The organism is Sorangium sp. So ce295 (genome assembly GCF_051527405.1).
Taxonomy (GTDB): Bacteria; Myxococcota_A; Polyangia; order Polyangiales; family Polyangiaceae; genus Sorangium; species Sorangium cellulosum_B.
Map to the genome: position 1 here is coordinate 5,390,641 of NZ_CP150324.1, position 22,916 is coordinate 5,413,556.

Genomic DNA, 22,916 nt, shown 5'->3' on the forward strand with positions numbered 1-22,916 from the left:
CGTGCGCCCGCCGAGCGCGGCCGCGACCTCGCGCGGGGGTTGTGCCGAGCGACCGCGCGAGTAGGCTACGCGCCCGATGGAGCGGCTCGAGAGCTACGTCGAAGGGCAGTGGCGCGCCGGCCAGGGCGCGCCGCACGTGCTCGTCAACCCCGCGACCGAGGAGCCGCTCGCCGAGACGAGCACGGACGGCCTCGACCTCGCGGCCGCGGTGGCGTTCGCGCGCGCCGAGGGCGGGCCCGCGCTGCGCGCGCTCACGTTCGCGCAGCGCGGCGAGGTGCTCCGCGCCATGTCGCGCGCCGCGCACTCCGAGCGCGACGCGCTCATCGACGTCGCCATCCGGAACGGCGGCAACACCCGCGGCGACGCCAAGTTCGACATCGACGGCGCGATCGGCACGCTCGCCTACTACGCCGACCTGGGCGCCCAGCTCGGCGACGCGCGGCTGCTCACGGACGGCGACGGCGTGCAGCTCGGGCGCTCGCCGCGCTTCTTCGGCCAGCACATCCTCGTCCCGCGCCCCGGCGTCGCGGTGCACATCAACGCCTTCAACTTCCCCGCGTGGGGGCTCGCGGAGAAGGCCGCCTGCGCGCTCCTCGCGGGCATGCCCGTCATCACGAAGCCCGCGACCAGCACCGCGCTCGTCGCGCTCCGGCTGATGAAGATCTTCACCGAGCGCGCCCCGCTGCCGCGCGGCGCGCTCTCCTTCGTCGCCGGCCCGCCAGGCGATCTCCTCGCGCACCTCGGCGGCGAGGACGTCCTCGCCTTCACCGGATCGAGCGCCACCGGCGCCGCGCTCCGGCTCTCGCCCGGCCTCGTGCGGGAAGGCGTCCGCGTGAACGTCGAGGCCGACAGCCTGAACGGCGCCGTCCTCGGCCCCGACGCCGTCCCCGGCTCCGAGACGTACGCGATGTTCCTGCGCGACGTCGTGCGCGACATCACCCAGAAGGCCGGCCAGAAGTGCACAGCGATCCGCCGCATCTTCGCGCCCGCGGCCGTCGTCGACGCCGTGCGCGACGACCTCGTCGACCGCCTCCGCGACGCGCGCGTCGGCGATCCCGGGCAGGAGGGCGTCACGGTGGGTCCGCTGACCACGTCCGATCAGCTCCGCGGCGTGCGCGCGGGCATCGAGCGCCTCGCGGCGGGCGCTGCGGTGGCGCTCGGCGGCGCTGAGCCCTTCGAGGCGATCGGAGTGCCCCCGGGCAAGGGGTACTTCGTGCCGCCGACGCTGCTCGTCGCGAGCGGCCCCGACGGCGCGCCCGCCGCGCACGAGCACGAGGTCTTCGGCCCCGTCGCCACGCTCTTCCCGTACGACGGCGGCGCGGCGCACGCGGTGGCGCTCCTGCGCCGGGGCCGCGGGAGCCTCGTTTGCTCGGTCTACAGCGACGACCGCGCCTTCGCGGCGGAGGTGCTGCTCGGCGTCGCGCCGTACCACGGCCGCGTCCTGCTCGGCAGCGAGAAGATCGCCGATCAGGCGCCCGGCCCGGGCACCGTCCTCCCGCAGACGATCCACGGCGGCCCGGGCCGCGCCGGCGGCGGCGAGGAGCTCGGCGGCCTGCGCGGGCTCCATTTCTACTCGCAGCGCACCGCCGTGCAGGGGTCGCGGCCGATCCTGGAGGCGATCCTCGGGGCGAAGGGCGAGCCCCGCCCCGCGCCGGCGAAGCCGTAGATCGCGAAGGCCGGGGTAGCTCTTTCCGTGGACTTTATGGTGAAGTCTCGCTCATGAGCGCGGGCCCGCAACTCATCGGCAAGACGATCGCAGGGCGCTTCCGCGTCACCGGGTTCATCGGCGAAGGCGCGATGGCGGCTGTCTACCGCGGCGAGCAGGACGCGGAGCCGCGCGACGTCGCCATCAAGATCATGCACCCGCAGCTGCTCGGCGACGAGACGTTCGTCACCCGCTTCTACCGGGAGGCGAAGGCGGCGTCGCGCCTCCACCACCCGAACACGGTGCAGATCCTCGACTCCGGCGTGGAAGGGCACCTGCCGTACATCGTGATGGAGCTCGTCGCCGGGCAGGACCTGTTCGAGGTCCTGCTCGCCGAGCGCCGCTTCTCCGAGGCCCGCGCCGCGCGGTTCCTGATCGGCATCACCGACGCCCTCGCCGCCGCCCACGCGCGGGGCATCGTGCACCGCGATCTCAAGCCCGAGAACGTGATGGTCATGCGGGATCCGGCGGATCCGTCGGTCGAGCGCGTGAAGGTGCTCGACTTCGGGATCGCGAAGATGGTCGAGAGGAACACCCGCGGCGGCGGCGACGACGGGCCGAACAGCGCGCCCATCAGCGTCTGGGGCTCGGTCACCACGGTCGGCGTGGTCGTCGGCACGCCCGCGTACATGTCCCCGGAGCAGTGCCGCGGCGACGTCATCGACGGGCGCAGCGACGTGTACGCGTGCGGGGTGCTCCTGTTCCTGCTCGTCACGGGCCGGCTCCCCTTCCCGCCCACGCCCGTCGCGTGGGAGGTGGCGATGGATCACCTCCGGAAGCCGCCGCCCGCGCCGAGCCAGTTCCTGCCGCAGATCCACCCTGCCCTCGAGGCGATCATCCTCACCGCGCTCGCGAAATGGCCGAACCAGCGCCAGCAGAGCGCGGCCGAGCTGCGCGACGAGCTCGAGCGGCTCCTCCCCCACCTGTCGGAAGCGCTGCTCCCTGCCGCCCGGACGAGCGCGCCCGAGGACGCGCCGACCCTCGAAGTGGCGATGCCGCCGTCGCTCCGGAGCTCCATGACGGCCGCGCCGCCGCTGCGTGAGGGCGACATGCCGCCGCCGGCGCAGCGGGGCGAGGTGCTGGCGAAGTCCGTGTTCCGCGAGGCGTCGCTGACGGACGGGCCGCCGTCGAGCGCGATCCTGTCGCTCGCCGCGACGCTCCCCGGCATCGCCCTCCCGCGCGAGGCGCCGGCCGGACCGACGTCGGACGACTTCTCGCGCACGCTCCCGGCGGTGCGGCGGCTCGTCGCGCCGACGAGCGATCCGCCGGCAAGCGACGTCGTGATCCACGATCGCAAGGACTTCGGGCCGCTCCTCCCTGCCGCGGGCGCCCGCGCGCCGTCCCCGAGGCCGGAGGCGCCGCGCGGCGCCGCCGCGCCGGCGCGGCCGCCGTCGCGGTCCTCGGCCGAGAACGTCATCGAGATCACGCCGGCGCCGGTCCGGCGCGATCGCCGCCCGCCCGCGCGCCCGACGGACCTGTGGATGGTCAAGCTCGTGGTGCCGCTGGCGCTGGTGATCGGGCTGGCGCTCGGGGTGCTCGCCTTCTTCCTGAGCCGCTGACGCCTCGCGCCTCAGGCGCTGGCCGGCGTGACGGGCGCCTCGAAGGCGGCCCGGAGCGCCTGCGCGCGCAGCTCGACCGCCGCCGACGCGGGCGGCGGGACCGGCGCCTCCGCCTCGGCCGACAGCGCCATCGCGAACGCGTCGATCGCGGCCTCGACGACGCCCTCGATCGGGCGCGCCGCGAGCTCGTCGGGGGCGTCGTGGACCGCCACCATGCCCATCAGGACGGCGCGCACGTGGGCCGCCGCCCGCGGCGACGGCGCGGCGCCCGCTTCGTCGGCGCCGCTCGCGCCGCGCGCGCCGCGCGCCGCCGGCTCGGCGCCGGCCCGCGCCGCCCTCGCGATCTCGGCGGAGAGCGGCCAGCTCAGCCGCGCCACGAGCCGCTCCTGCACGTAGGCGCGGACGCTCGCGTCGGTGCGCTTGCGCTCCTCGGGCAGCGCCGCGATCGGGCGCAGGTCGGACGCGAGCTCCCGGCGCGCCGGCTCGAGCGCCTTGTCGATCGCCGCGGCGAGCGCGCGCCGCTCGCGGCGCAGGTACGCCGCGCTCGCGCGGAGCCGGTCGGCCTCGGCGCGCGCCCTCCGCCCGGCCTCGCGGTCCTCGGCCGCGCGCGCCGACGCCGCCTGGGCGAGCTCGGCCGCGATGCGGCCCGCCTTGCGGCGGAGCGCGCGCTCGCGGAGCGCGTCGCTCGCGTCGACGATCTGCTCGGCGAAGAGCGCCTCGACCTCGGCCCACCCCGACGCCGCGAGCGCCGCCTCGTCGCCGAGGCGTCCCTTCAGCGAGAGCCTCGCCGAGAAACCGATCGGCGGCGTGAGCGAGGCGATGGAGCTCGCCGCGAGGCTGTCGCGCACGTGCGCGAGCACCGTCTCCAGGGCGTCGGGCTTGAGCCGGTCGGCCTTGTTCGCGAGGATCTGCACGGGCACGCCGAGCGCGCTGATCTCGGAGAGCACCCGCCGCTCCGACTCCTTCATCGCCTGGGGCGCGTCGAGCAGCCAGATGGCGACGTGGGCCTCGTCGAACGCCCGCCGCGCCTCGGCGATGTGATCGGGGTCGGGCGCGTTGAAGCCGGGCGTGTCGAGGATCTCGACGCGCTTGAGCCGCTCGATCGGCGCGTAGATGAACACCCGCGCCACCTTGTCCCCGGCCGCCGCGAGCGCGCGCAGCGTGTCCTTCAGCGCCGCGTGCGGCACGACGCGGTCCTGGCCGCCGCGCACGACGACGCGCGCGAACGGATCGGGCGCCCAGGCGACCCAGTGGAGCGTCGCGGTCGTCGGCAGGACGCCGGTCGGCGCCACGTCCTCGCCGAGCAGCGCGTTCAGGAACGTGCTCTTGCCCGCGTTGAACTCGCCCACCACGGCCGCGCGGAGCGGCCGCTCCCGCTCCACCGCGAGGGCCTCGATCGCCGCGAGCAGGTCGAGCCGGTCGAGGAGCTTGGCCGTGCGCGCGAGCTCGCGCAGCACGTCGCCCCACGCGGCGGCCGCGCGGGCCCCGGCGGGGCCGCCCGCGGGGGGGACCCACGCCTGCGCGATCGCGCGGCGCATGTCGTCGGCCCACGCCGCGCCCTCGCCGGTCACCGCGTCGAGCGCGTCGAGCGCGCCGCTCCCCTGCCCCGCGGACGCCATCGCCACGGCGTCGCGCAGCCGGACGAGGTCGGGCGGGAGCGGGGGCGCGGCCGCGCCGCGCGGCGCCTTGTCGTCGTCCTTGGCGTTGCCACGCGCGACGAGCGCGTCGAGCGCGCCGAGGTCACGGGTCTCGACGGCCATGCGGAGCAGCGCCGCCGCGGCGGCGCGGTCGCCCGCGGAGAGCCCGCGCGCGAGCGCCTGCCGCGCGTCGTCGCGCCGCCCCTCGGCGAAGGCGAACGCGGCGGCCCAGGTCGGCTCGTCGAGCGCGCCCGCGGCGCGGACGACGCGGCGCACGCGGTCGACGACGAGCACGTCGCGGGAGGCGGCGACCAGGGCGGCGCAGAGCTCGGCCGCGCCGGGGACGTCGAGCACGAGCGCCCGCAGCCCGAGGTCGAGCGCCCGCCCCACCACGGCGGGCGGCAGGGCCGCCGCGGAGGAGCCCGCCGCGGGGAACCCCGCCGCGGCGCTCGCCTCGGCCAGCGCGAGCCGGGCGAGCACGAGGGCGGCGCGCCCCTCGATCGCGGTGGGCTCGCCGAGGATCTCCGCGGCGGCGCGCGCGCCGTCGAGATCGCCGTACGCGAGCGCGCACTCGGCGCGGCGGAGGGCCACGTCGCGGTCGGGCACGGTCGTGAGCGGCGCCGGGATGCGGTCGAGCCAGCGCTGCGCGCGGGCCGGGTCGCCCGCGGCGAGGTCGAGGTCCGAGAGATCGAGCAGCGCGAGGCGCGCCGCGTCGCGCTCCTCCGGCGCCGACGTCGCCCGCTCGAGCGCGTCGCGCGCGCCGTCCCAGCCGATGCGCTGCCCCGCGCGGCCGAGGCGGAGCCACACGTCGGCGCGCCACGGGACGCGCTTCGCGAGATCCGTGAGCGAGGCGACGACCTCCTGGTCGAGCCACGCGTCCTCCGCCGCGTCGGCCCAGAGCGCCAGCCCGACGGCCGAGTCGGGCAGCACGGAGAGGATGGTGCGGGCGTGCTCGCGGGCCTCGAGGGGCATGCCCTTCGCGAGCGCGGCCTCGGCGGCGCTGCGCTCGTTCTCGAGGCCGAGGGCGAGGATCTCGACCCGCCCGAAGAACCGGTTCAGCGCCTCGACGAGCCTGGCCATGGGCGGGATCAAAGCCTCCCGGGAGGGCGGTCGTCCAGGAAGAAGCGAACGCTGGAGCGGCGGGCGGCCGGGCTCCGATCTGGCCGGCGGCTCCCCCGGGGAGCCTCGCTGGAGGTCTCGACCTGGGGGGTGCCTCGAAAACGAGGGGGACCGTCAGGTCTGGGCCCCTTCAGGATCTGACCACAAGCGCTCGGCCAGGTCTCGATCGGACCGAGCCCGGAACGTGAGCGCCTGTTGTTAGAGTGGACCTGTGCCGGCAGACATCGTTAAAGGGCGCGTCGACGCGCTGATCGTCACCGCGCTGCAGGACGAGCTCGAGGCGGTCCTCGCGCTCGGCGAGGGCGGTCGAGACGGCTGGCGGGAGGCGCGGGATCCAGGCGGGTTCCCGTACTTCGTCCGCGACCTCCCGAACGACCGCGGCGAGCCGCTCCGCATCGCCGCGGCGTGGTCGGGGCGGATGGGCGAGAGCGCGGCGGCGGCGAGGGCGCAGGGGCTCATCGAGGAGCTCGATCCAGGGTGCCTCGCGATGTGCGGCATCTGCGCCGGCAAGCGCGGCGAGGTGTCGCTCGGCGACGTCATCGTCGCCGACCGGGTCTACAGCTACGACGAGGGCAAGCGCGTCGCCCACGGCGGCGAGGGCGCGTTCTTCCACGACATCGAGACGTACAACCTCGAGCGCACGTGGAACATGGATGCCGCGCTCTTCGCGCGCGAGTTCGAGCGGCAGACCGCGTTCGCGGCCGAGCGCCCGCCGTCGAAGCCCTCGCAGGCGTGGTGGCTCCGGCACGCGCTCTACGCGAGCCAGGTGGAGGGGGGACCGCCGCCCGTCTCGCGGCCGGAGCGCGCAGCGCGGTGCCCGGGCTGGACCGAGCGCATCGGCGAGCTGGAGGCGGCGGGCGCGCTCCGCATCGGCGACGGCGGCCTCGAGCTCACGGAGGCGGGCGTGGCGCAGGTCCGCCGGGATCGCCTGCTCCACCCGGACGGCCCGCCGTCGGCCCGGCCGTTCCGCGTGCACATCGGCCCGATCGCCACAGGCAAGGCGGTGCAGGAGGACGCGGGGCTGTTCGAGCGGCTGAAGCCGATCGGGCGCAAGGTGCTCGGCGTCGAGATGGAGGCCGCGGCGATCGGCTACGTCGCGGAGCGCCTCGGGCGGCGGTCGATCATCGCGAAGGCGGTCTCGGATCACGCCGACCACGACAAGGACGACAGCTTCCGTGCGTTCGCGTGCCGCGCTTCGGCGGAGTTCCTCGTCGCCTTTCTGAGGCGCTTTCTTGCGCCTGCGCGCGCCGATCACGCCGGGCGAGGCCCGAGGCTGCGCCGCTTCCCGGCGCGGGTGCGGGGCGGCCACGCGGATCCGCACGGCGACGACATCCTCCTGCCGGGGGAAGGGCGCAGCGACGATTTCCTCTCGCGGGTCGAGCGCGTGTGCAGGCTGCGCGAGCCCGAGGGCGTGAAGATCGAGTGGTTCGACGCGCCCCTCCCCTTCGGCGTCTACCTCCGCGTCTCGGTCAACGAGGGCGGCATCGTCCGGATCGCGCCGCTCGCGGCGCTCGAGAGCGGCATCTCGACCGAGGCGGTCTCCGCGTTCATCGAGAGCATCGACGCGTCGTACCGGCGCGAGGATCCCGGCCTCGTGTCCACGCTGGTCTACGGCGGCGAGCCCGCGCCGGAGGAGCTCGTGCGTTACGCGAGCGCGCGGCGCGTGCGCCTCGTGCGGTTCCTCGAGTACCAGGGCCTCATCGACTTCCGCGGCTACCTGGCGTGGCAGAACGCGGGCCTCGAGCGGGATCTCACGTATCCGCCTGCGCTCTACGTCGACCAGCGCATCGCGCTCACGATGGGCCAGGAGGAGGTGCTGCACGAGCGCGCGCTCGACGCCGTCGCAGAGCTGCTCGACTCGGAGCACAGCCGGTTCGTGCTGGTGCTCGGCGACTTCGGCACGGGCAAGACGTTCCTCCTGCACGAGCTCGCGCGGCGACTGGGCAGGGCGGGCGGCCCGCTGACGCCGGTGCTCATCGAGATGCGCGCGCTGGAGAAGGCGCGCGACCTGAACGCGCTCATCGCGCAGCACCTGGCGCTCGCGGGGCTCGGCAAGATCGATCTGCCCGCGTTCCGGCACATGCTTGGCGAGGGGCGGATCGCCCTCCTGTTCGACGGCTTCGACGAGCTCGCCTTCCGCGTGACGTACGACCGCGCGGTCGAGCACTTCGACACGCTGATCCAGGCGGCGCAGGGCAAGGCGGCGAAGGTGGTGGTCACGAGCCGCAGCCAGCACTTCATCTCGGAGCAACAGGTGCGGTCCGCGCTCGCGGAGAAGGCCGCGCTCTTGCCCGGCTACCGGCTCGCGCGGCTGCGACCGTTCACCGAGGGGCAGATCCACCGGTTCCTGGTGAATCGGCTCGGCAGCGAGGAGGCGGCGGACGCGCGCATGCGGCTGCTCGCGGACGTGAAGGACCTGCTCGGCCTGTCGGCGAACCCGCGGATGCTGGGGTTCATCGCCGAGATCGAGGAGGCGCAGCTGCGGCAGGCGAAGTCGGGCGACGGCGAGATCACCTCGGCGGGGCTGTACAGGCTGCTCCTGGATCGGTGGCTCGTCTGGGAGTACGAGCGCGCGCACCCGAAGGGCGCGCAGCCGGGGCTGTCGGTGGCGCAGCGGTGGCGGGCGGTGACGGAGCTCGCGACGCGGCTGTGGCAGCGGACGGAGCAGAGCGTGAACGTGCGCGAGCTGCCGGCGGAGCTGATCGCGGCGCTGCAGGCGCTCGGCAGGCACGAGCTCGATGTCGGGGTGACGGCGCACCAGATCGGATCGGGGACGCTGCTCGTGTGGGACGACCAGGAGAACTTCCGGTTCATCCACCAGTCCGTGCTCGAGTGGCTCGTGGCGCGGGAGGCCGCCGAGGAGGTGCAGCGCGCCGGCGAGGCGGCGGCGCTCGCGCAGCGAGAGGTGAGCGACCTGATGGCCGATTTCTTCGGCGCGCTCGCGGGAAGGGAGGCGGCGGCGACGTGGGTACGCGCGGCGCTCGGCGGGGCGTGGGGGACGGTGGCGGCGGCGAACGCGCTGCGGATCGACGGGCGGATGCGGCTCGGGGTGGGCGAGCGGATGAACCTCGCGGGGGCGGACCTGCGGGGGCAGGACCTCTCGGGGAAGGACCTCAGCGGGTGCGACCTGCGCGGGGCTGACATGAGGGAGGCGAAGCTCGTGGGGGCCAACCTGAGCGGCGCGCTGATGGCAGGGGCGCTGCTCGACGGGGCGGACCTCTCCGGCGCGGCGCTCCGCGGGGCGGATCTGACGGGGGTGACGGCGGTGCGGGGGCGCCTCGTGGGCGCGGATCTGACGGGGGCGACGCTCGCTTCAACGAGGCTGCGCGGAGCGAAGCTCGTCGGGGCGCGGGGGGCGCGGTTCGATGGGTGCGACACGTTCGGCGCGGCGATGCCGGAGGCGGCGAGGTTCGAGCCGGCCTGGATGCACGGCAGCCGGTGCAACGCCGTGGCGATCAGCCCCGATGGGACCTTGCTCGCATCGGGTCACGCCCACGGGATCGTGCTGTGGGACATGGCGACAGGGAGCGCGCTGCGCAGGCTGAACGGCCACGTCGCCTGGGTTACGAGCGTCACCTTCAGCCCTGACGGGGAGACGCTCGCGTCCGGCTCGGACGATTGCACCGTCCGGCTGTGGGACGTCTCGACTGGCAACGTGCTCTGCGTGCTCAAGGGGCACGCTCATAACGTGAACAGCGTGACGTTCAGCCCTGACGGCGAGACGCTGGCTTCCGGGTCTTCTGATCGCACCGTCCGGCTCTGGCAGGTGGCCACCTTCCAGCAGATCGCCGTGCTCCGCGGCCATCTGGATGGAGTGATGGCCGTCAAGTTCAGCCCCGACGGCGAGACACTGGCTTCCGGAGCCCACGACACCGTCATCCGGCTCTGGAAGGTCGCGACCGGCGAGACGCTCCGCGTCTTGAGCGGCCACCGGGGTGGCGTCCTCAGCGTTGCGTTCAGCCCCGACGGCGAGACGCTGGCCTCCGGCTCCCTTGACTACGACATTGGCCTCTGGCGCGTATCGACGGCCGAGATGCTGCACATGCTGAAGGGCCACGCGCGACATGTGAGGAGCGTCGCGTTCAGCCCTGACGGCGCCACGCTCGCCTCTGGCTCGGGAGATGGGGCCGTGCAGCTGTGGAATCGATCAGGCGTCGCGTTACACGCGCTCGAGGGCCACGCTGCCGGCGTGACGAGCGTCGCGTTCAGCCCTGACGGCGCCACGCTCGCCTCGGGATCGAAGGACAACACGGTGCGGCTGTGGCAAGTGTCGACCGGCGGCGCCTTGCGCGTGCTGAAAGGACAGCCGAGCGTGGCGATCGCCATGGCCTTGAGCAGCGATGGTGCGACGCTCGCGCTCGCCTCCGAGGACTTTGGCGCTCATCTCTGGCGGATGTCGACATGGAATGCGCTGCCGCCGCCCATGCATCGCCGCCTCCCCACCGTGACGCTAGCCTTCAGCCCTGACGGCACGACGATGGCGTTCGCGCACTACGACCACACGATCCGGCTCCGGAGACTCGGCGCAGACCGCACGGAGCTCGTTTTGAGCGGGCATTATCATGGCATCACGGATATCGCCTTCCGCCATGACGGGGGCGTGATCGCGTCAGGCTCGCTCGACAGGACAGTGCGACTCTGGCGCACCGAGACAGCGGAGCCGCTTCGCGTGCTGGAAGGTCACGACGATGGAATCAGCAGCGTGGTGTTCAGCCCTGATGGATCGACGCTGGCCTCAGGATCGGTCGATCGAACCATCCGGCTCTGGCAGGCGGACGGCGAAGGAGCGGTGCGTGTGCTGGAAGGTCATGGCCACGCCGTGAGGAGTGTGGCGTTCAGCCCTGATGGATCGACGCTGGCCTCGGCATCGGACGACACGACCGTGCGGCTCTGGCCCCTCGCCGAGGGCCGCGAGCCACGCGCGCTGCGCGGCCACGCCGGCCCGGTGATGGGCCTGGCCTTCAGCCCCGACGGTACCTGGCTCGCATCGGGATCCGACGACGGCAGCGTTCTCCTCTGGCGCGTGTCCGCCGACGAGATGGCGCGCGTCCTCCAGGGGCACACCGGCGAGGTCGTGAGCGTGGCCTTCATGCCGGATGGCGAGACGCTGCTCTCCAGCTCCACCGACGGCACCGTCCGCTTCTGGGACGTGCTGACCGGCGCTTGCCTCGCCGTGCTCCTCAAGCTCCCCGAGGGCTGGGTCGCCTTCCGCCCCGACGGCCGCTACAAGGCTGGTGGCAACGTCGCGGGAGGCTTCTGGCACGCCGCGAACCTCTGCCGCTTCGAGCCGGGCGAGCTCGACGCGCTGGTCCCTGGCCTGCGCATCCCGGACGACGAGCCGGTGCTCCCCTTGCGGCCTGCGCTCGGCCGGGGCTGAGCGCGGATTGCCGAGCTGCCAGCCCGATCCATTACGGCGCCTCGTCGATCGCCTCGATCACGATCCCGCCGAATCGGCCCTCGTCGGCGCGGCACCTCACGCCCCGGATGACGCATGCGTGGCTGTCCCGAGGCTCGCCGGTATCCGCGTAGCGCGCCCCGAAGCCGCCCTCGAACGACGTGTTGAAGAACTCGAGAGGCCGCCCGGCCTCGTCCGTGGCCTCATGCTTGCAAAGCCCGCACACCGCGCGCGGGTGGCGTGGCCACAGCTCCAAGGGATCACCGCAGATCGGGCATCGGTGCGTCCCGTCCGGCATCCCGCTCCCGTCGGCGGTCACGAGGCGCGCGCCGCGCTCGCCTGCGGCGGACCTGTACGGGCCGCTGAGCCCCGCGATGCTGGCGCGGTCCTCGCTCGCGGCCGCGAGCAGGCCGGCGCCGGCGAGGGTGAGCGCCTCGAGCGCCGCCGCGAAGCCGGGCCGGTCGCCGATGTCCTCCCCGCGATCCTCGTGCCAGGATGCGATCTCGACGCCTTCCCGGCTGGCCCAGGCCTCGATCGCTTGGCGCTGCTCTGGAGCCGAGGCGCACGCGGCGTCCGTGGAGACGCGGACGTAGGCGACGGCGCGCTCCGGGCTGCCGCGCTTGAACCGGCGAGCTGTCATGCGCGACGAGAGAATCCTGGACGGCGATGGTTGTCCAGCGGGGCGTGGTCGCGCGGGCGCGGGTGGCTCGTCTCCGAGCGGCGCGCGCCGGAGGTTCGCCGCGCCCCTGTCCGATGCGTACCTCGGCACGCTCTCGGCGGAGACGTGCGCCGCCGACCGCGCGCGCATCGGACGGTAGCGCGGCAGCTCTGCGGACCACGCCCAGCAGATCAGCGCGCCCGAAGGGCGCGGCGCTTGCGTGATGAGCCCAGCCAAGGCATCCGCTGCGTCCGGGTAGACTCCGGACCGATGCTCCTCCCGCCGAGAACGACAGGCCTCGCCGCGCCCGCGGGCGTCCTGCGCCCGTGGCCCTCCGTGCTGGCGACGTGGGGCGCTGGAGAGCGGAGCACGCTGCACGCCCACCATTGCTGGCACCTCGTGCTGGCGCTCGACGGGGAGCTCCAGATCCAGACGGCCGACGGGGGCGCGCTCCAGCCGGGAGGCGCCGTCCTCACGGCCCCGGACACCGCGCACGCGATCGACGCGTCGGGCCTCCGTGTGCTCATCGTGTTCATCGAGCCGGAGAGCAACGTCGGAGATGGGCTCGCCCAGGCGCTCGGGGCGTCGCCCATCGAGGTCATGGGCAGCGAGACCGCGGATCGGCTGCGGTCGTGCGTCGCCGAGCGTGGAGAGGCCGGGCTCTCGGCGGCGCTGCCCGGCGTGTTCGAGGCGCTGGGGATCGCGGTCCCGCCCTCCTCGCCGAGGCCGAGGCACCCGGGGGTCCGGCGGGTGCTGCGCCATCTGCGGGAAGGCGCCGGAGACGCGGACACGTCGCTCGAGGCCCTGGCCCGCATCGCGCGGCTCTCGCCGGGGCGGTTCATGCACGCCTTCACGGAGAGCGTCGGTGTGCCGCTGCGGCCGTACCTCCTGTGGCTCAAGCTGGAGCGCGCCGGGGCGGCGATCGCCGGCGGCGCGGCGCTCTCGAAGGCCGCCAGCGCGGCCGGCTTCGCAGACGCGGCGCACATGACCCGGACCTTCCGCCGGATGTTCGGGGTGAGCCCCTCCGATCTGAGGCGCCGTAGCCAGCTCGTTCAAGACGGGTGAGGAGCGGGTCGCCACCTTGAGGGCATGGCACCTCTGCTCGTCCTCTCGATCTCGTTCGCGCTGTTCGTAGTCCTCGGGCGCCTCGGCGTCAGGCACCTCGGGAGCTGGGTGACGTGCTTGCGGTACGCCCTCGCGGCGATGTTCCTGCTGACCGGATCGGCCCACTTCGGGAGCCGGCGCGCCGAGCTCGTGGCGATGGTGCCGCCGGCGCTGCCCTACCCCGAGATCCTCGTGGCCGCGACGGGGGTCCTGGAGATCGCAGGCGCGGCGGCGCTCCTGGTCCCGCGGCTCGCGCCGTGGGCGGCTGCGGGGCTGACGGTGCTGCTCGTGGCGATGTTCCCTGCGAACGTGTATGCGGCGCGCGCGGGGCTCAGCCTGGGCGGCAATCCGGTGACGCCGCTCCTGCCGCGAACGCTGATGCAGATCGCGTTCGTCGGCGCGACGGTCGCCGTGGTGATCGGCGCTCGTGGCGGCGAGCGGACGAAGCGTGAACGCGCTCGGATTGGGCTGCGCGGCGCGCCAGGCGCTGCCGATCGAGGCGACCGCGCCGGCGGGGCCACGGGTTAGCTCAGGTCGTCTCCCAGTCCTCCAGCCGGAGCTTCGTAACGCGGGAGAACTCGGAGATGTTGTGCGTCACCAACGTGAGATCGTGTGCGAGCGCGATCGCGGCGATGAGCAGATCGTTGGCTCCGATGGCCTGTCCGCGTCCCTCGAGATCAGCTCGAATCACGGCGTACCTCTCTGCGGCTACGTCGTCGAACGAGAGCGATCTGTAGCGAGCGAAGAAGGTTCGCTGAACGGCGAGGTTCCGTTCGCGCCGCGCGCTTCGCTCCGACCCGTAGAACATCTCCGCCTTGACGACGCTGCACACGCAGATGTCTTCATCGGGTGTGTCGGTCAGGCGATCGATGAGCGCCTGCGACCGTTGGTTGAGGAATCGGATACAGGTGTTGCTGTCGAGGAGGTACTTCATTCGATCGGAAGCCGGGTCTCGAGGAGCGGCTGTACGGGACGCGCGATGGGATCATCGGACAAGGCGCCGGCCAGCGCCTCGAGCTCGGCCCGCTTCTTCTCCAGCACCTCCGGCGGGATTTGGGGGGCATCGATCTCCTGCCAGACGAGCACGACCTCGACTCGACGGTGAGGGGCGCCAACCTCCAGGTCGACGCGCACTGTGCCTTGATCGTCGCTCTCGTACAGCTTGCGAACCGTGTTCATCCAGGGTGCTCCTCCGGAACGAGCGGATAGGGTGATCTTTCTAGCACGTGGAGCCGGCGATGAGGCAGCAGGCTCAACGCGGCGGCTACCGTCGCTTCTCCTCGCGCCGGGTTTGACGTTCGGATCGCTGGGACCTGCGCCGCCGCGGATCGAAGGGGGACGCGCAGACGCTCTGCCGCTCGCGTCAACGAGGAGGTCGTCTGTTAGACTTCCGCCGTGGCGAGAGACCTCATCGACTTCGGCATCGAGCGCAGCCGCCACGAGCACTTCTTCGGTCGAGAGGACGTGCTCGCCGCCATCGATCGCCACCTCGACGGCGCGGGAGCGTCGGGCCGCTGGGTGCTCGTCACGGGCGGGCCCGGCATGGGCAAGAGCGCGATCCTCTCCCGGTGGCTCGACGTCGAGGAGCAGCGCGGCCACAGGGCGCCGCACCACTTCCTCCGGCGCGACGTCATGGACTGGGATCGCCCCGAGGCGGTCACGCGCTCCCTCGCGGCGCAGATCGAGGCGCTCTACCCGGTGCAGAAGGACCCCGAGGCGCGGCCGGAGAGCCGGCTGATCGAGCTCCTGGCGAAGGTCTCCAAGCACGAGCTCGTCCCCCGCGGAGAGCGCCTGGTGCTCGTCGTGGACGGCCTCGACGAGGCGCGGAGCGACGGCGCCGGGCAGAACCCGCTGCCGGGCTTCCTGCCCTACGCGCTGCCGCCGCGGGTGCACGCGCTCTGCGCTTCGCGCCCGCAGTACCCGCACCTCGCGTGGCTGGAGAGCCGCAGCAACGTGCGCCGCATCGACCTCGACGCGCCCGAGTGGGCAGGCTCGAACGAGCGGGCTTGCCGCGCGTTCTGGGCCGATCAGGCGCCGCAGTTCACGCCGCGGCTCGACCCGGGGCTCGTCGAGGAGGCGGTCGCGCGGGCGGAGGGAAACCTGCTCTATGCGGTGAAGCTCAAAGAATGGCTCGAGGAGCAGCCCGTCGAACAGCGGCGCGTCGAGCGCCTGCCGCGCGGGCTGAGCGGGTTCCTGGAGCAGATCTGGCACCAGCTCTGGAGCTTGCCAGGTAAGCAGTTCAAACTGGTTGCGAGCGGGCTCGGGCTGGTCTGCGCGGCGCGCGAGGCGCTGCCGCTCGAGGAGATCAAGGCCGCGGGGGGGTGGCGCAACGTGAAGGCCCGCGACGACTTCCTCCGCGCAGCGCGGGCGCTGCTCCTCGAGGAGCCGGCGTCGTGGCGCGGCGAGCAGGCGTACCGGCCGTACCACGAGGCGTTTCGCGCGTTCGTCGCGGAGAAGCTCGGGCCGAAGCGCATGGCCAAGCTGCACGGGCGGCTGCTGGAAACGACGGCGCAGTGGCCGGTGGCAGAGGGGGAGAGCGAGTTCCATGGGCGGTATGCAAGCGCGGCACGCGATCGCGCATGCGCTCGCGGCGGGCGAGCGGGAGAAGGTGCGGGGACTCTGCCGGGACCTCAGGCTGCTCGAGGCGCTCTGCAGCGGGGATGGGCCGGCTGCGCTCGAGGATGCGCTGAGCCTCGGCGCGAAGGAGCTCGGGGACGGCGACATCGACCTGCTGCACCGGGCAGTGCGGGCCGAGTCGCACTGGCTGCGCGAGACACCTGAGGCGCTGCCGGAGCTGGTCTACAACCGGCTGCGCTCGGCCGGATGGGAAGAGGAGCGAATCGCCAGAACACTGCTGTTTCCGCGTGGGTTGCCGGAGATCCGGCTGCAACATCCGGTACGGATGTGGACTGGAGAGGAGCGCACGCTGCACGGCTACTCCTATTCGGTCAATGGCTGCGCGATCAGCCCCGATGGCCTGCGCATCGTCTCGGCGTCTCAGGACAGGACACTCAGGGTATGGGATGTCGCGACCGGGCAGCTCCTCTCCACCCTCGAAGGCCACTCCGGTTCGGCAGTGGCCTGCGCGATCAGCCCTGATGGCCAGCGCATCGTCTCGGCGTCCGAGGACAGGACGATCAAGGTATGGGACGTCGCGACCGGGCAGCTCCTCTCCACCCTCAAAGGCCATTCCGATCGGGTCAATGCCTGTGCAGTCGGTCCTGATGGCCAGCGCATCGTCTCGGCATCTGATGACAGGACGCTCAAGATATGGAACGTTGCGGCCTGGCAGCAACGTTCCACGCTCGAAGGCCACTCCGACTGGGTCAGTGCCTGCGTGATCGGCCCTGATGACCAGTTCATCGTCTCGGCCTCTCGGGACAGGACACTCAAGGTATGGGACGTGGCGACCGGGCAGCTCCTCTCCACCCTCGAAGGCCACGCCGCTCCTGTAATTGCCTGCGCGATCAGCCCTGATGGCCAGCGCATCGTCTCGGCCTCTCGGGACATGACGCTCAAGATATGGAAAACATCGACAGGAGAATGCCTGGATATGGTGCATGGAACCAGCCCATTCGTCAGCGTGGCCGTATCACATCAGAACCTCTGTGCGGGCGGCGCAAGCGGCAACCTCTGGCATCTCTATTTCACGACCTCGGTGCCTCTTGAGGACGGTTATTCGGCAAACAGACCCATTCGCCTCTTCATCAGCTACTCCCACGAGGACGACGCTCTCCGCAAAAATCTGGAGACCCATCTCGCTCTCCTCAAGCGCGAGGGTCTCCTCGATAGCTGGCATGATCGCCGCGTCGCTGTTGGCGATGAGCGGGCTCGCCAGATCGACAAGCACCTCAACAAAGCCGAGTTGATCCTGCTCCTCGTGAGCGCTGACTTCCTCGCCTCCAATGACTGCTACAACGACCAGATGTTGCGCGCCCTTGACCGCCACGACACCGGCCAGGCCTGCGTCATCCCGGTCATCCTCCGAGAGGCTGACTGGCACAGTGCACCCTTTGCCAGGCTCCAGGCGCTGCCCAAGGATGCTAGACCGGTCACCCTCTGGCGAGACCGCGACGAAGCCTGGGCCGACGTGGTGAAGGGCATCCGGCGCGCGGTCGAGGCGCTCCGAGGGCACACCGGATACGATGGGCGCATCGACGCCCTTCAAGGAGCACGCGATGTCCGACGCGATCACGACGTCTCAGGCTGAGCCGATCGACGACGAGCAGTACCCCGCCTTCCTCGAAGCCATCCGCGCCCGCTTCGGCGAGGTCACCGCCGGCGGCGCGCGCCTCTTCACCACGGATGCCGCCGGCCTCTTCGACGCGTTCCTCGACGGGCTCCGCGCGGATCGGCGCCAGCACTACACATGCAGCGCGTGCCGCCGCTTCGTCGAGCGCTTCGGCGGGCTGGTGAAGGTCGCGCCCGATGGGACCGCGACGTCAATCGCGTGGGCCCCCGATGCAGCGCCGCCGTTCTTCCGGGCCTCCGTCGAGGCCATGGCGCTCCTCGTCGCGCGCGCGAAGGTGACCGGCGTCTTCCTCTCCGACGAGCGCACGTGGGGGATGCCGAGCAACAAGAGCCAGAAGCCGCCCTTCTCCTGGAAGCACATGGCCGTCGCGCCCGGGCGGGAGCTCGTCTTCAAGCCGTCCGCCGTGCAGACCACCTCGCAGGTCGTGGCCGAGAAGCTCCAGGACTACGGCACGCTCTGCCGAGGGCTCGCCGAGTTCCCGCTCGAGGTCGTGAGGCAGGCGCACACCCTCCTGACCACCGGGAACCTCTACCGATCGGAGAAGTGCATCGGCGTCGCGACGTGGCTTGTCGATCTGCATGAGGCGCGCGCGGCGACGAAGAACCCCGTCGCCCGCGACAACCTCACATGGCTCGCCGCGGCGACCGCGCCGGCCGGGTTCTGCCACGTGCGCAGCGGCATGATCGGCACCCTCCTGGAGGATATCCAGGCCGGGCTCGGCTTCGCCGACATCAAGGCGAAGTTCGACGCCAAGATGCACCCGCTCCTCTACCAGCGCCCCCAGGCGGCGCCGAGCGCGGGCAACATCGCGCAGGCCGAGGCCATCGTGCAGAAGCTCGGCTCGGCCGGCGCGCTGGAACGCCGGTTCGCCAGGCTGGAAGACATCCAGGCGCTGTGGAAGCCGAAGGCGGGTGCGCCCCAGCAGGGCGGCGGCGTCTTCGGCCACCTGAAGGCCAAGATCGCCACGGCCGCAGCGTCCGTGGAGCAGCCGCCGGTCGTCATGACCTGGGAGAAGTTCCAGCGGACCGTGCTCGCAGACGCGGAGCGCATCGAGTTCTTCGTGCCGGAGCAGAACGCGTCGTACGCGGCGCTGGTGACGGCCGCGAACCCTGATTCGCCGCCCATCCTCCAGTGGGATCGCGAAGAAAAGCGGAACCAGGTGAGCTGGTACCTCTACGTCAAGGGCTCGCCGGCGAGCGCGTGGAACCTGAAGGCGGGGCAGTTCCAGGACGTCACGGCGATCGCGCTGCAGCCGACGATGTGGGACGGCCCGGACAAGTACCCGCACCAGGGCCAGTCGGTCTTCTTCCTCCTCGACGGCGCGCGAGACGTGAACCACGAGCGCAGCGGTGGCTTCTTTCCGGAAGACCTGCGAAGCGAGTACCACGGCATCCGCGCCACCATGGAGGCGTACGCGAAGAACGCGACCATCGCGGGAGCCAAGGAGGCGTCAGCCTGCGGCATCAAGCTCCAGAAGAGCGCCGGCACGTGGGATTACCTCTTCCGCGTCACCACGAAGAACGGGCAGATTACCTACAAGCTCGACCGCTGGGACTGAGGAGCGGGGGCCGGGAGCGCGGACACGCCGCTCGAATCCCTGGTCCGCGCCGCACGGCGCTCGCCGGGCGGCGCATGCGCGCTGGTAGACTGCCGCGGTGGCGAGAGAGCTCATCGACTTCGGCATCGAGCGCAGCCGCCACGAGCACTTCTTCGGTCGAGAGGACGTGCTCGCCGCCATCGATCGCCACCTCGACGGCGCCGGCGCGTCGGGCCGCTGGGTGCTCGTCACGGGCGGGCCCGGCATGGGCAAGAGCGCGATCCTCTCCCGATGGCTCGACGCCGAAGAGCAGCGCGGTCGCGGGGCGCCGCACCACTTCCTCCGGCGCGACGTCATGGACTGGGATCGCCCCGAGGCGGTCGTGCGCTCCCTCTCGGCGCAGATCGAGGCGCTCTTCCCGGCGCAGAAGGACCCCGACGCGCGGCCCGAGAGCCGGCTGATCGAGCTCCTGGCGAAGGTCTCCAAGCACGAGCTCGCCCCCCGCGGAGAGCGCCTGGTGCTCGTCATCGACGGCCTCGACGAGGCGCGGAGCGACGGCGCCGGACAGAACCCGCTGCCGGGCTTCCTGCCGTACGCGCTGCCGCCGCGCGTGCACGCGCTCTGCGCCTCGCGCCCGCAGTACCCGCACCTCGACTGGCTGGAGAGCCGCGGCAACGTGCGGCGCGTCGACCTCGACGCGCCCGCGTGGGCGAGCTCGAACGAGCAGGCCTGCCGCGCGTTCTGGGGCGATCAGGCGCCGCGGTTCACGCCGCGACTCGACCCGAGGCTCGTCGAGGAGGCGGTCGCGCGGGCGGAGGGGAACCTGCTCTATGCGGTGAAGCTCAGGGAATGGCTCGAGGAGCAGCCGATCGCGCAGCGCCGCGTGGAGCGCCTGCCCCGCGGGCTGAGCGGGTTCTTGGAGCAGATCTGGCGCCAGCTCCGGGGCCTGCCGCGCGAGCAGTTCGGGCTGGTCACGAACGGGCTGGGCCTGGTCTGCGCGGCGCGCGAGGCGCTGCCGCTCGAGGAGATCGAGGCGGCGTGGGGATGGCAGGGTATGGAGGCCGGCGAGGACTTCCTCCACGCCGCGCGGGCGCTGCTCCTGGAGGAGCCAGCGTCGTGGCGCGGCGCGCGGGCGTACCGGCCGTACCACGAGGCGTTCCGCGCGTTCGTCGCGGACAAGCTCGGGCCGAAGCGCATGGCCGAGCTGCACCGGCGGCTCCTGGAGACGACGGCGCGGTGGCCGCTCGCAGGAGATGCGAGCGATTTTCAGAGGCGATACGCCGTGCGTCATGCGATCCCGCACGCGCTCACGGCGGGCGAGCAAGAGAAGGCGCGATGGTTCTGCAGGGATCTCGGGCTGCTGGAGGCGCTCTGTCGCGAAGACGGACCTGCAGCGATCGAGGATGCGCTGCGCCTGGCGGCGAGAGTTCTCAACGACGGCGAGCTCGATCTGCTCTACCGGGCGGTGCGGGCCGAGTCGCACTGGCTCCGTGAGTCACCGGAGGCGCTGCCAGAGCTGGTCTACAACCGGCTGCGCTCGGCCGGCTGGGAAGCCCACCGAATCGCGATGGCGGTACGGTTCCCGCGCGGCCTGCCGAAGCTCCGGCTGCGCCATCCGGTGCGGATGTGGACCGGCGAGGAGCGCACGCTCTCCGGTCACGCCGATTGGGTCAATGCATGCGCGATCAGCCCAGATGCCCAGCGCATCGTCTCCGCCTCCGACGACGGTACGCTCAAGGTCTGGGAGCTCTCGACCGGGCGGCTCCTCTCCACGCTCCAGGGTCACGCCAAAGGGGTCAACAAAGGGGTCAAGTCCTGCGCGCTCAGCCCCGATGGCCAGCGAGTCGTCTCCGCCTCAGGAGATGGGACGCTCAAGGTCTGGGAGCTCTCGACCGGGCGGCTCCTCTCCACGCTCCAGGGCCACGTCCACGGGGTCTCTGACTGCGCGATCAGCCCCGACGGTCAGCGCGTCGTCTCCGCCGCCGCCGATTGGACGCTCAAGGTCTGGGACCTCGCAACGGGTCAGCCCCTGGCCACGCTCCAGGGCCACGCCATGGGGGTCAGGTCCTGCGCGATCAGCCCCGACGGCCAGCGCATCGTCTCCTCCTCCGCCGACAGGACGCTCAAGGTCTGGGAGCTCGCGACCGGACGACTCCTCTCCACCCTCGAAGGTCACTCCGACTGGGTCAACGCCTGTGCCGTCAGTCCCGACGGTCGGCACATCGTCTCCGCCTCCTCCGACAGGACGCTCAAGGTCTGGGACCTCGCAACGGGGCAGCCCGTCGCCACGCTCCACGGCCACGCCAGGGGGGTCAGGTCCTGCGCGATCAGCCCCGACGGCCAGCGCATCGTCTCCGGCGCCGCCGACAGGACGCTCAAGATCTGGGAGCTCGCGACCGGACGACTCCTCTCCACCCTCGAAGGTCACTCCGACTGGATCACTGCCTGTGCCGTCAGCCCCGACGGCCGGCGCGCCATCTCTGCCGCTGGCGACAGGACGCTCAAGGTCTGGGACCTCGCGGCCGGGCAGCTCCTCCCCTCACTCCACGGCCACTCGGGCTGGATCTACGCATGTGCCATCAGCCCCGACGGCCAGCGTGTCGTGTCCGCGTCTGACGACGAGACGCTCAAGGTCTGGGATGTGTCCAGCGGACGGCTCCTCGCTACCCTCGCAGGCCACTCCAGGTGGGTCAGGGGCTGCGCGATCAGCCCCGATGGGCAGCGCATCGTCTCCACGTCCGACGACAGCACGCTCAAGATCTGGGAGCCCGCGACCGGGCAGCTCCTCTCCACCCTCGAAGGCCACGCCCATGGGGTCAACGCCTGCGCGATCAGCCCCGACGGCCAGCGCATCGTCTCCGCGTCCGGGGACACGACGCTGAAGATCTGGGAGCTCGCGACCGGGCAGCTCCTCTCCACCCTCGAAGACCACGCCGATTGGGTCAACGCCTGCGCGATCAGCCCCGATGGGCAGCGCATCGTCTCCGCGTCCGGCGACAGGACGCTGAAGGTCTGGGAGCTCGCGACCGGACGGCTCCTCTCCACCCTCGAAGGCCACGCCAAGTGGGTCAACGCCTGCGCGATCAGCCCCGATGGGCAGCGCGTGGTCTCCGCGTCCCTGGACGGTACGCTCAAGGTCTGGGAGCTCGCGACCGGGCAGCTCCACTTCACCCTCGAAGGCCACGCCGATGGCGTCAACGCATGCGCAGTGAGCTCCGACGGTCAGCACATCATCGCTGCTGGCAACGACGGAAAGCTCAGGTTCTGGGACGCCGCGACAGGAGCACGCGCGGACACAGCGCATGGAATGGGCCCATTTGCGTGCGTGGCCGCGTCGCGCGAGCTCGTCTGCGCCGGTGACGCGAGCGGCAACCTCTGGCTGATCGAGCGCTCCGCATCCACCCCGTCCCGGGACGCCTCCGCTACGCCCAGGCCCACCCGCCTCTTCTTCAGCTACTCCCACAAGGACGAGGCGCTCCGGGACGAGCTCGAGACCCACCTCGCCCTCCTCGAACGCGAGGGCCTCCTCGATAGCTGGCACGACCGCCGCGTCGCCGCGGGCGACGCCTGGGCCGACCGGATCGACAGGAACCTCGAAGAGGCCGATGTGGTCCTCCTCCTCGTCAGCGCCAGCTTCTTGGCCTCGGACTCCTGCATCGACCACGAGATGAGGCGCGCCCTCGAACGCCACGACGCCGGCCAGGCCCGGGTCATCCCGGTCCTTCTCCGGCCGACCGACTGGCACAGCGCGCCCTTCGCCAGGCTCCAGGCGCTGCCGAACAACGGCAAGCCGGTCACCCTCTGGGAGAATCGCGACGAAGCCTGGACCGACGTGGTGAAGGGCATCCGGCGCGCGGTCTCGGAGCTCCGAGCCCGCTTCGGATAAACTCCTCCGGGCCGACTCCCGACATACCCGCCCGCCCTGCCGACCAGCCTCCCGGCCAACTCGC

General features: G+C 72.2%; 14 protein-coding genes. 10 read left to right on the forward strand and 4 right to left on the reverse strand.

Going from position 1 to position 22,916, the window contains the following annotated elements:
• Positions 1-76 precede the first annotated feature (76 nt).
• Together WMF11_RS20305 and WMF11_RS20310 are read left to right on the forward strand one after the other, a co-directional pair.
• Complete coding sequence (locus WMF11_RS20305) at positions 77-1,666, forward strand: 3,4-dehydroadipyl-CoA semialdehyde dehydrogenase (protein ID WP_437978620.1); 1,590 nt, start codon at positions 77-79, stop codon at positions 1,664-1,666.
• 53 nt (positions 1,667-1,719) lie between these two features.
• A complete protein-coding gene (locus WMF11_RS20310; RefSeq protein WP_437978621.1) occupies positions 1,720-3,264 on the forward strand; it encodes a protein kinase domain-containing protein in 1,545 nt (514 codons plus the stop codon).
• 11 nt (positions 3,265-3,275) lie between these two features.
• On the opposite strand, the gene WMF11_RS20315 is transcribed toward WMF11_RS20310, so the two are convergent.
• Entirely contained in the window at positions 3,276-5,981 is a 2,706-nt protein-coding gene (locus tag WMF11_RS20315) for a dynamin family protein (RefSeq protein ID WP_437978622.1), read from the reverse strand.
• Between the two features lie 250 nt (positions 5,982-6,231).
• Here WMF11_RS20315 and WMF11_RS20320 point away from each other — a divergent pair, with 250 nt between their 5' ends.
• Entirely contained in the window at positions 6,232-11,397 is a 5,166-nt protein-coding gene (locus WMF11_RS20320; RefSeq protein ID WP_437978623.1) for a pentapeptide repeat-containing protein, read from the forward strand.
• 31 nt (positions 11,398-11,428) lie between these two features.
• On the opposite strand, the gene WMF11_RS20325 is transcribed toward WMF11_RS20320, so the two are convergent.
• Positions 11,429-12,055 carry a recombinase family protein gene (locus tag WMF11_RS20325; protein WP_437910070.1) on the reverse strand — a complete coding sequence of 209 codons (627 nt, stop codon included), beginning with the start codon at positions 12,053-12,055 and terminating at the stop codon, positions 11,429-11,431.
• Here WMF11_RS20325 and WMF11_RS20330 point away from each other — a divergent pair.
• The 3 genes from WMF11_RS20330 to WMF11_RS20340 all read left to right on the forward strand — a co-directional run bounded on the left by WMF11_RS20330 (position 12,054) and on the right by WMF11_RS20340 (position 13,705).
• Positions 12,054-12,233: a hypothetical protein gene (locus tag WMF11_RS20330; RefSeq protein WP_437978624.1), complete on the forward strand. Its 180-nt coding sequence runs from the start codon at positions 12,054-12,056 to the stop codon at positions 12,231-12,233. The genes WMF11_RS20325 and WMF11_RS20330 overlap by 2 nt on opposite strands.
• A gap of 110 nt (positions 12,234-12,343) precedes the next feature.
• Positions 12,344-13,138 (forward strand): helix-turn-helix domain-containing protein, encoded by a 795-nt coding sequence (locus WMF11_RS20335; RefSeq protein WP_437978625.1) that lies wholly within the window; start codon positions 12,344-12,346, stop codon positions 13,136-13,138.
• A 24-nt stretch (positions 13,139-13,162) separates the two neighbouring features.
• Complete coding sequence (locus tag WMF11_RS20340) at positions 13,163-13,705, forward strand: DoxX family protein (protein ID WP_437978626.1); 543 nt, start codon at positions 13,163-13,165, stop codon at positions 13,703-13,705.
• Between the two features lies 1 nt (position 13,706).
• Here WMF11_RS20340 and vapC read toward each other — a convergent pair whose 3' ends face one another.
• Complete coding sequence (gene vapC, locus WMF11_RS20345; RefSeq protein WP_437873032.1) at positions 13,707-14,111, reverse strand: type II toxin-antitoxin system tRNA(fMet)-specific endonuclease VapC; 405 nt, start codon at positions 14,109-14,111, stop codon at positions 13,707-13,709.
• Entirely contained in the window at positions 14,108-14,356 is a 249-nt protein-coding gene (locus tag WMF11_RS20350; protein ID WP_437978627.1) for a hypothetical protein, read from the reverse strand. Before WMF11_RS20350 ends, vapC begins: the two co-directional genes overlap by 4 nt.
• 216 nt (positions 14,357-14,572) lie before the next feature.
• Between WMF11_RS20350 and WMF11_RS20355 the strand changes: the two genes are divergently transcribed.
• The 4 genes from WMF11_RS20355 to WMF11_RS20370 all read left to right on the forward strand — a co-directional run bounded on the left by WMF11_RS20355 (position 14,573) and on the right by WMF11_RS20370 (position 22,852).
• On the forward strand, positions 14,573-15,958 hold the full coding sequence (locus WMF11_RS20355) for an ATP-binding protein (protein WP_437978628.1): 1,386 nt from the start codon (positions 14,573-14,575) through the stop codon (positions 15,956-15,958).
• A 121-nt stretch (positions 15,959-16,079) separates the two neighbouring features.
• Positions 16,080-17,387, forward strand: a complete 1,308-nt coding sequence (locus WMF11_RS20360; protein ID WP_437979327.1) for a TIR domain-containing protein — start codon at positions 16,080-16,082, stop codon at positions 17,385-17,387.
• A complete protein-coding gene (locus tag WMF11_RS20365; protein ID WP_437978629.1) occupies positions 17,356-18,987 on the forward strand; it encodes a hypothetical protein in 1,632 nt (543 codons plus the stop codon). Before WMF11_RS20360 ends, WMF11_RS20365 begins: the two co-directional genes overlap by 32 nt.
• A 97-nt stretch (positions 18,988-19,084) precedes the next feature.
• Positions 19,085-22,852, forward strand: a complete 3,768-nt coding sequence (locus WMF11_RS20370; RefSeq protein WP_437978630.1) for a beta-propeller domain-containing protein — start codon at positions 19,085-19,087, stop codon at positions 22,850-22,852.
• Positions 22,853-22,916: the final 64 nt, after the last annotated feature.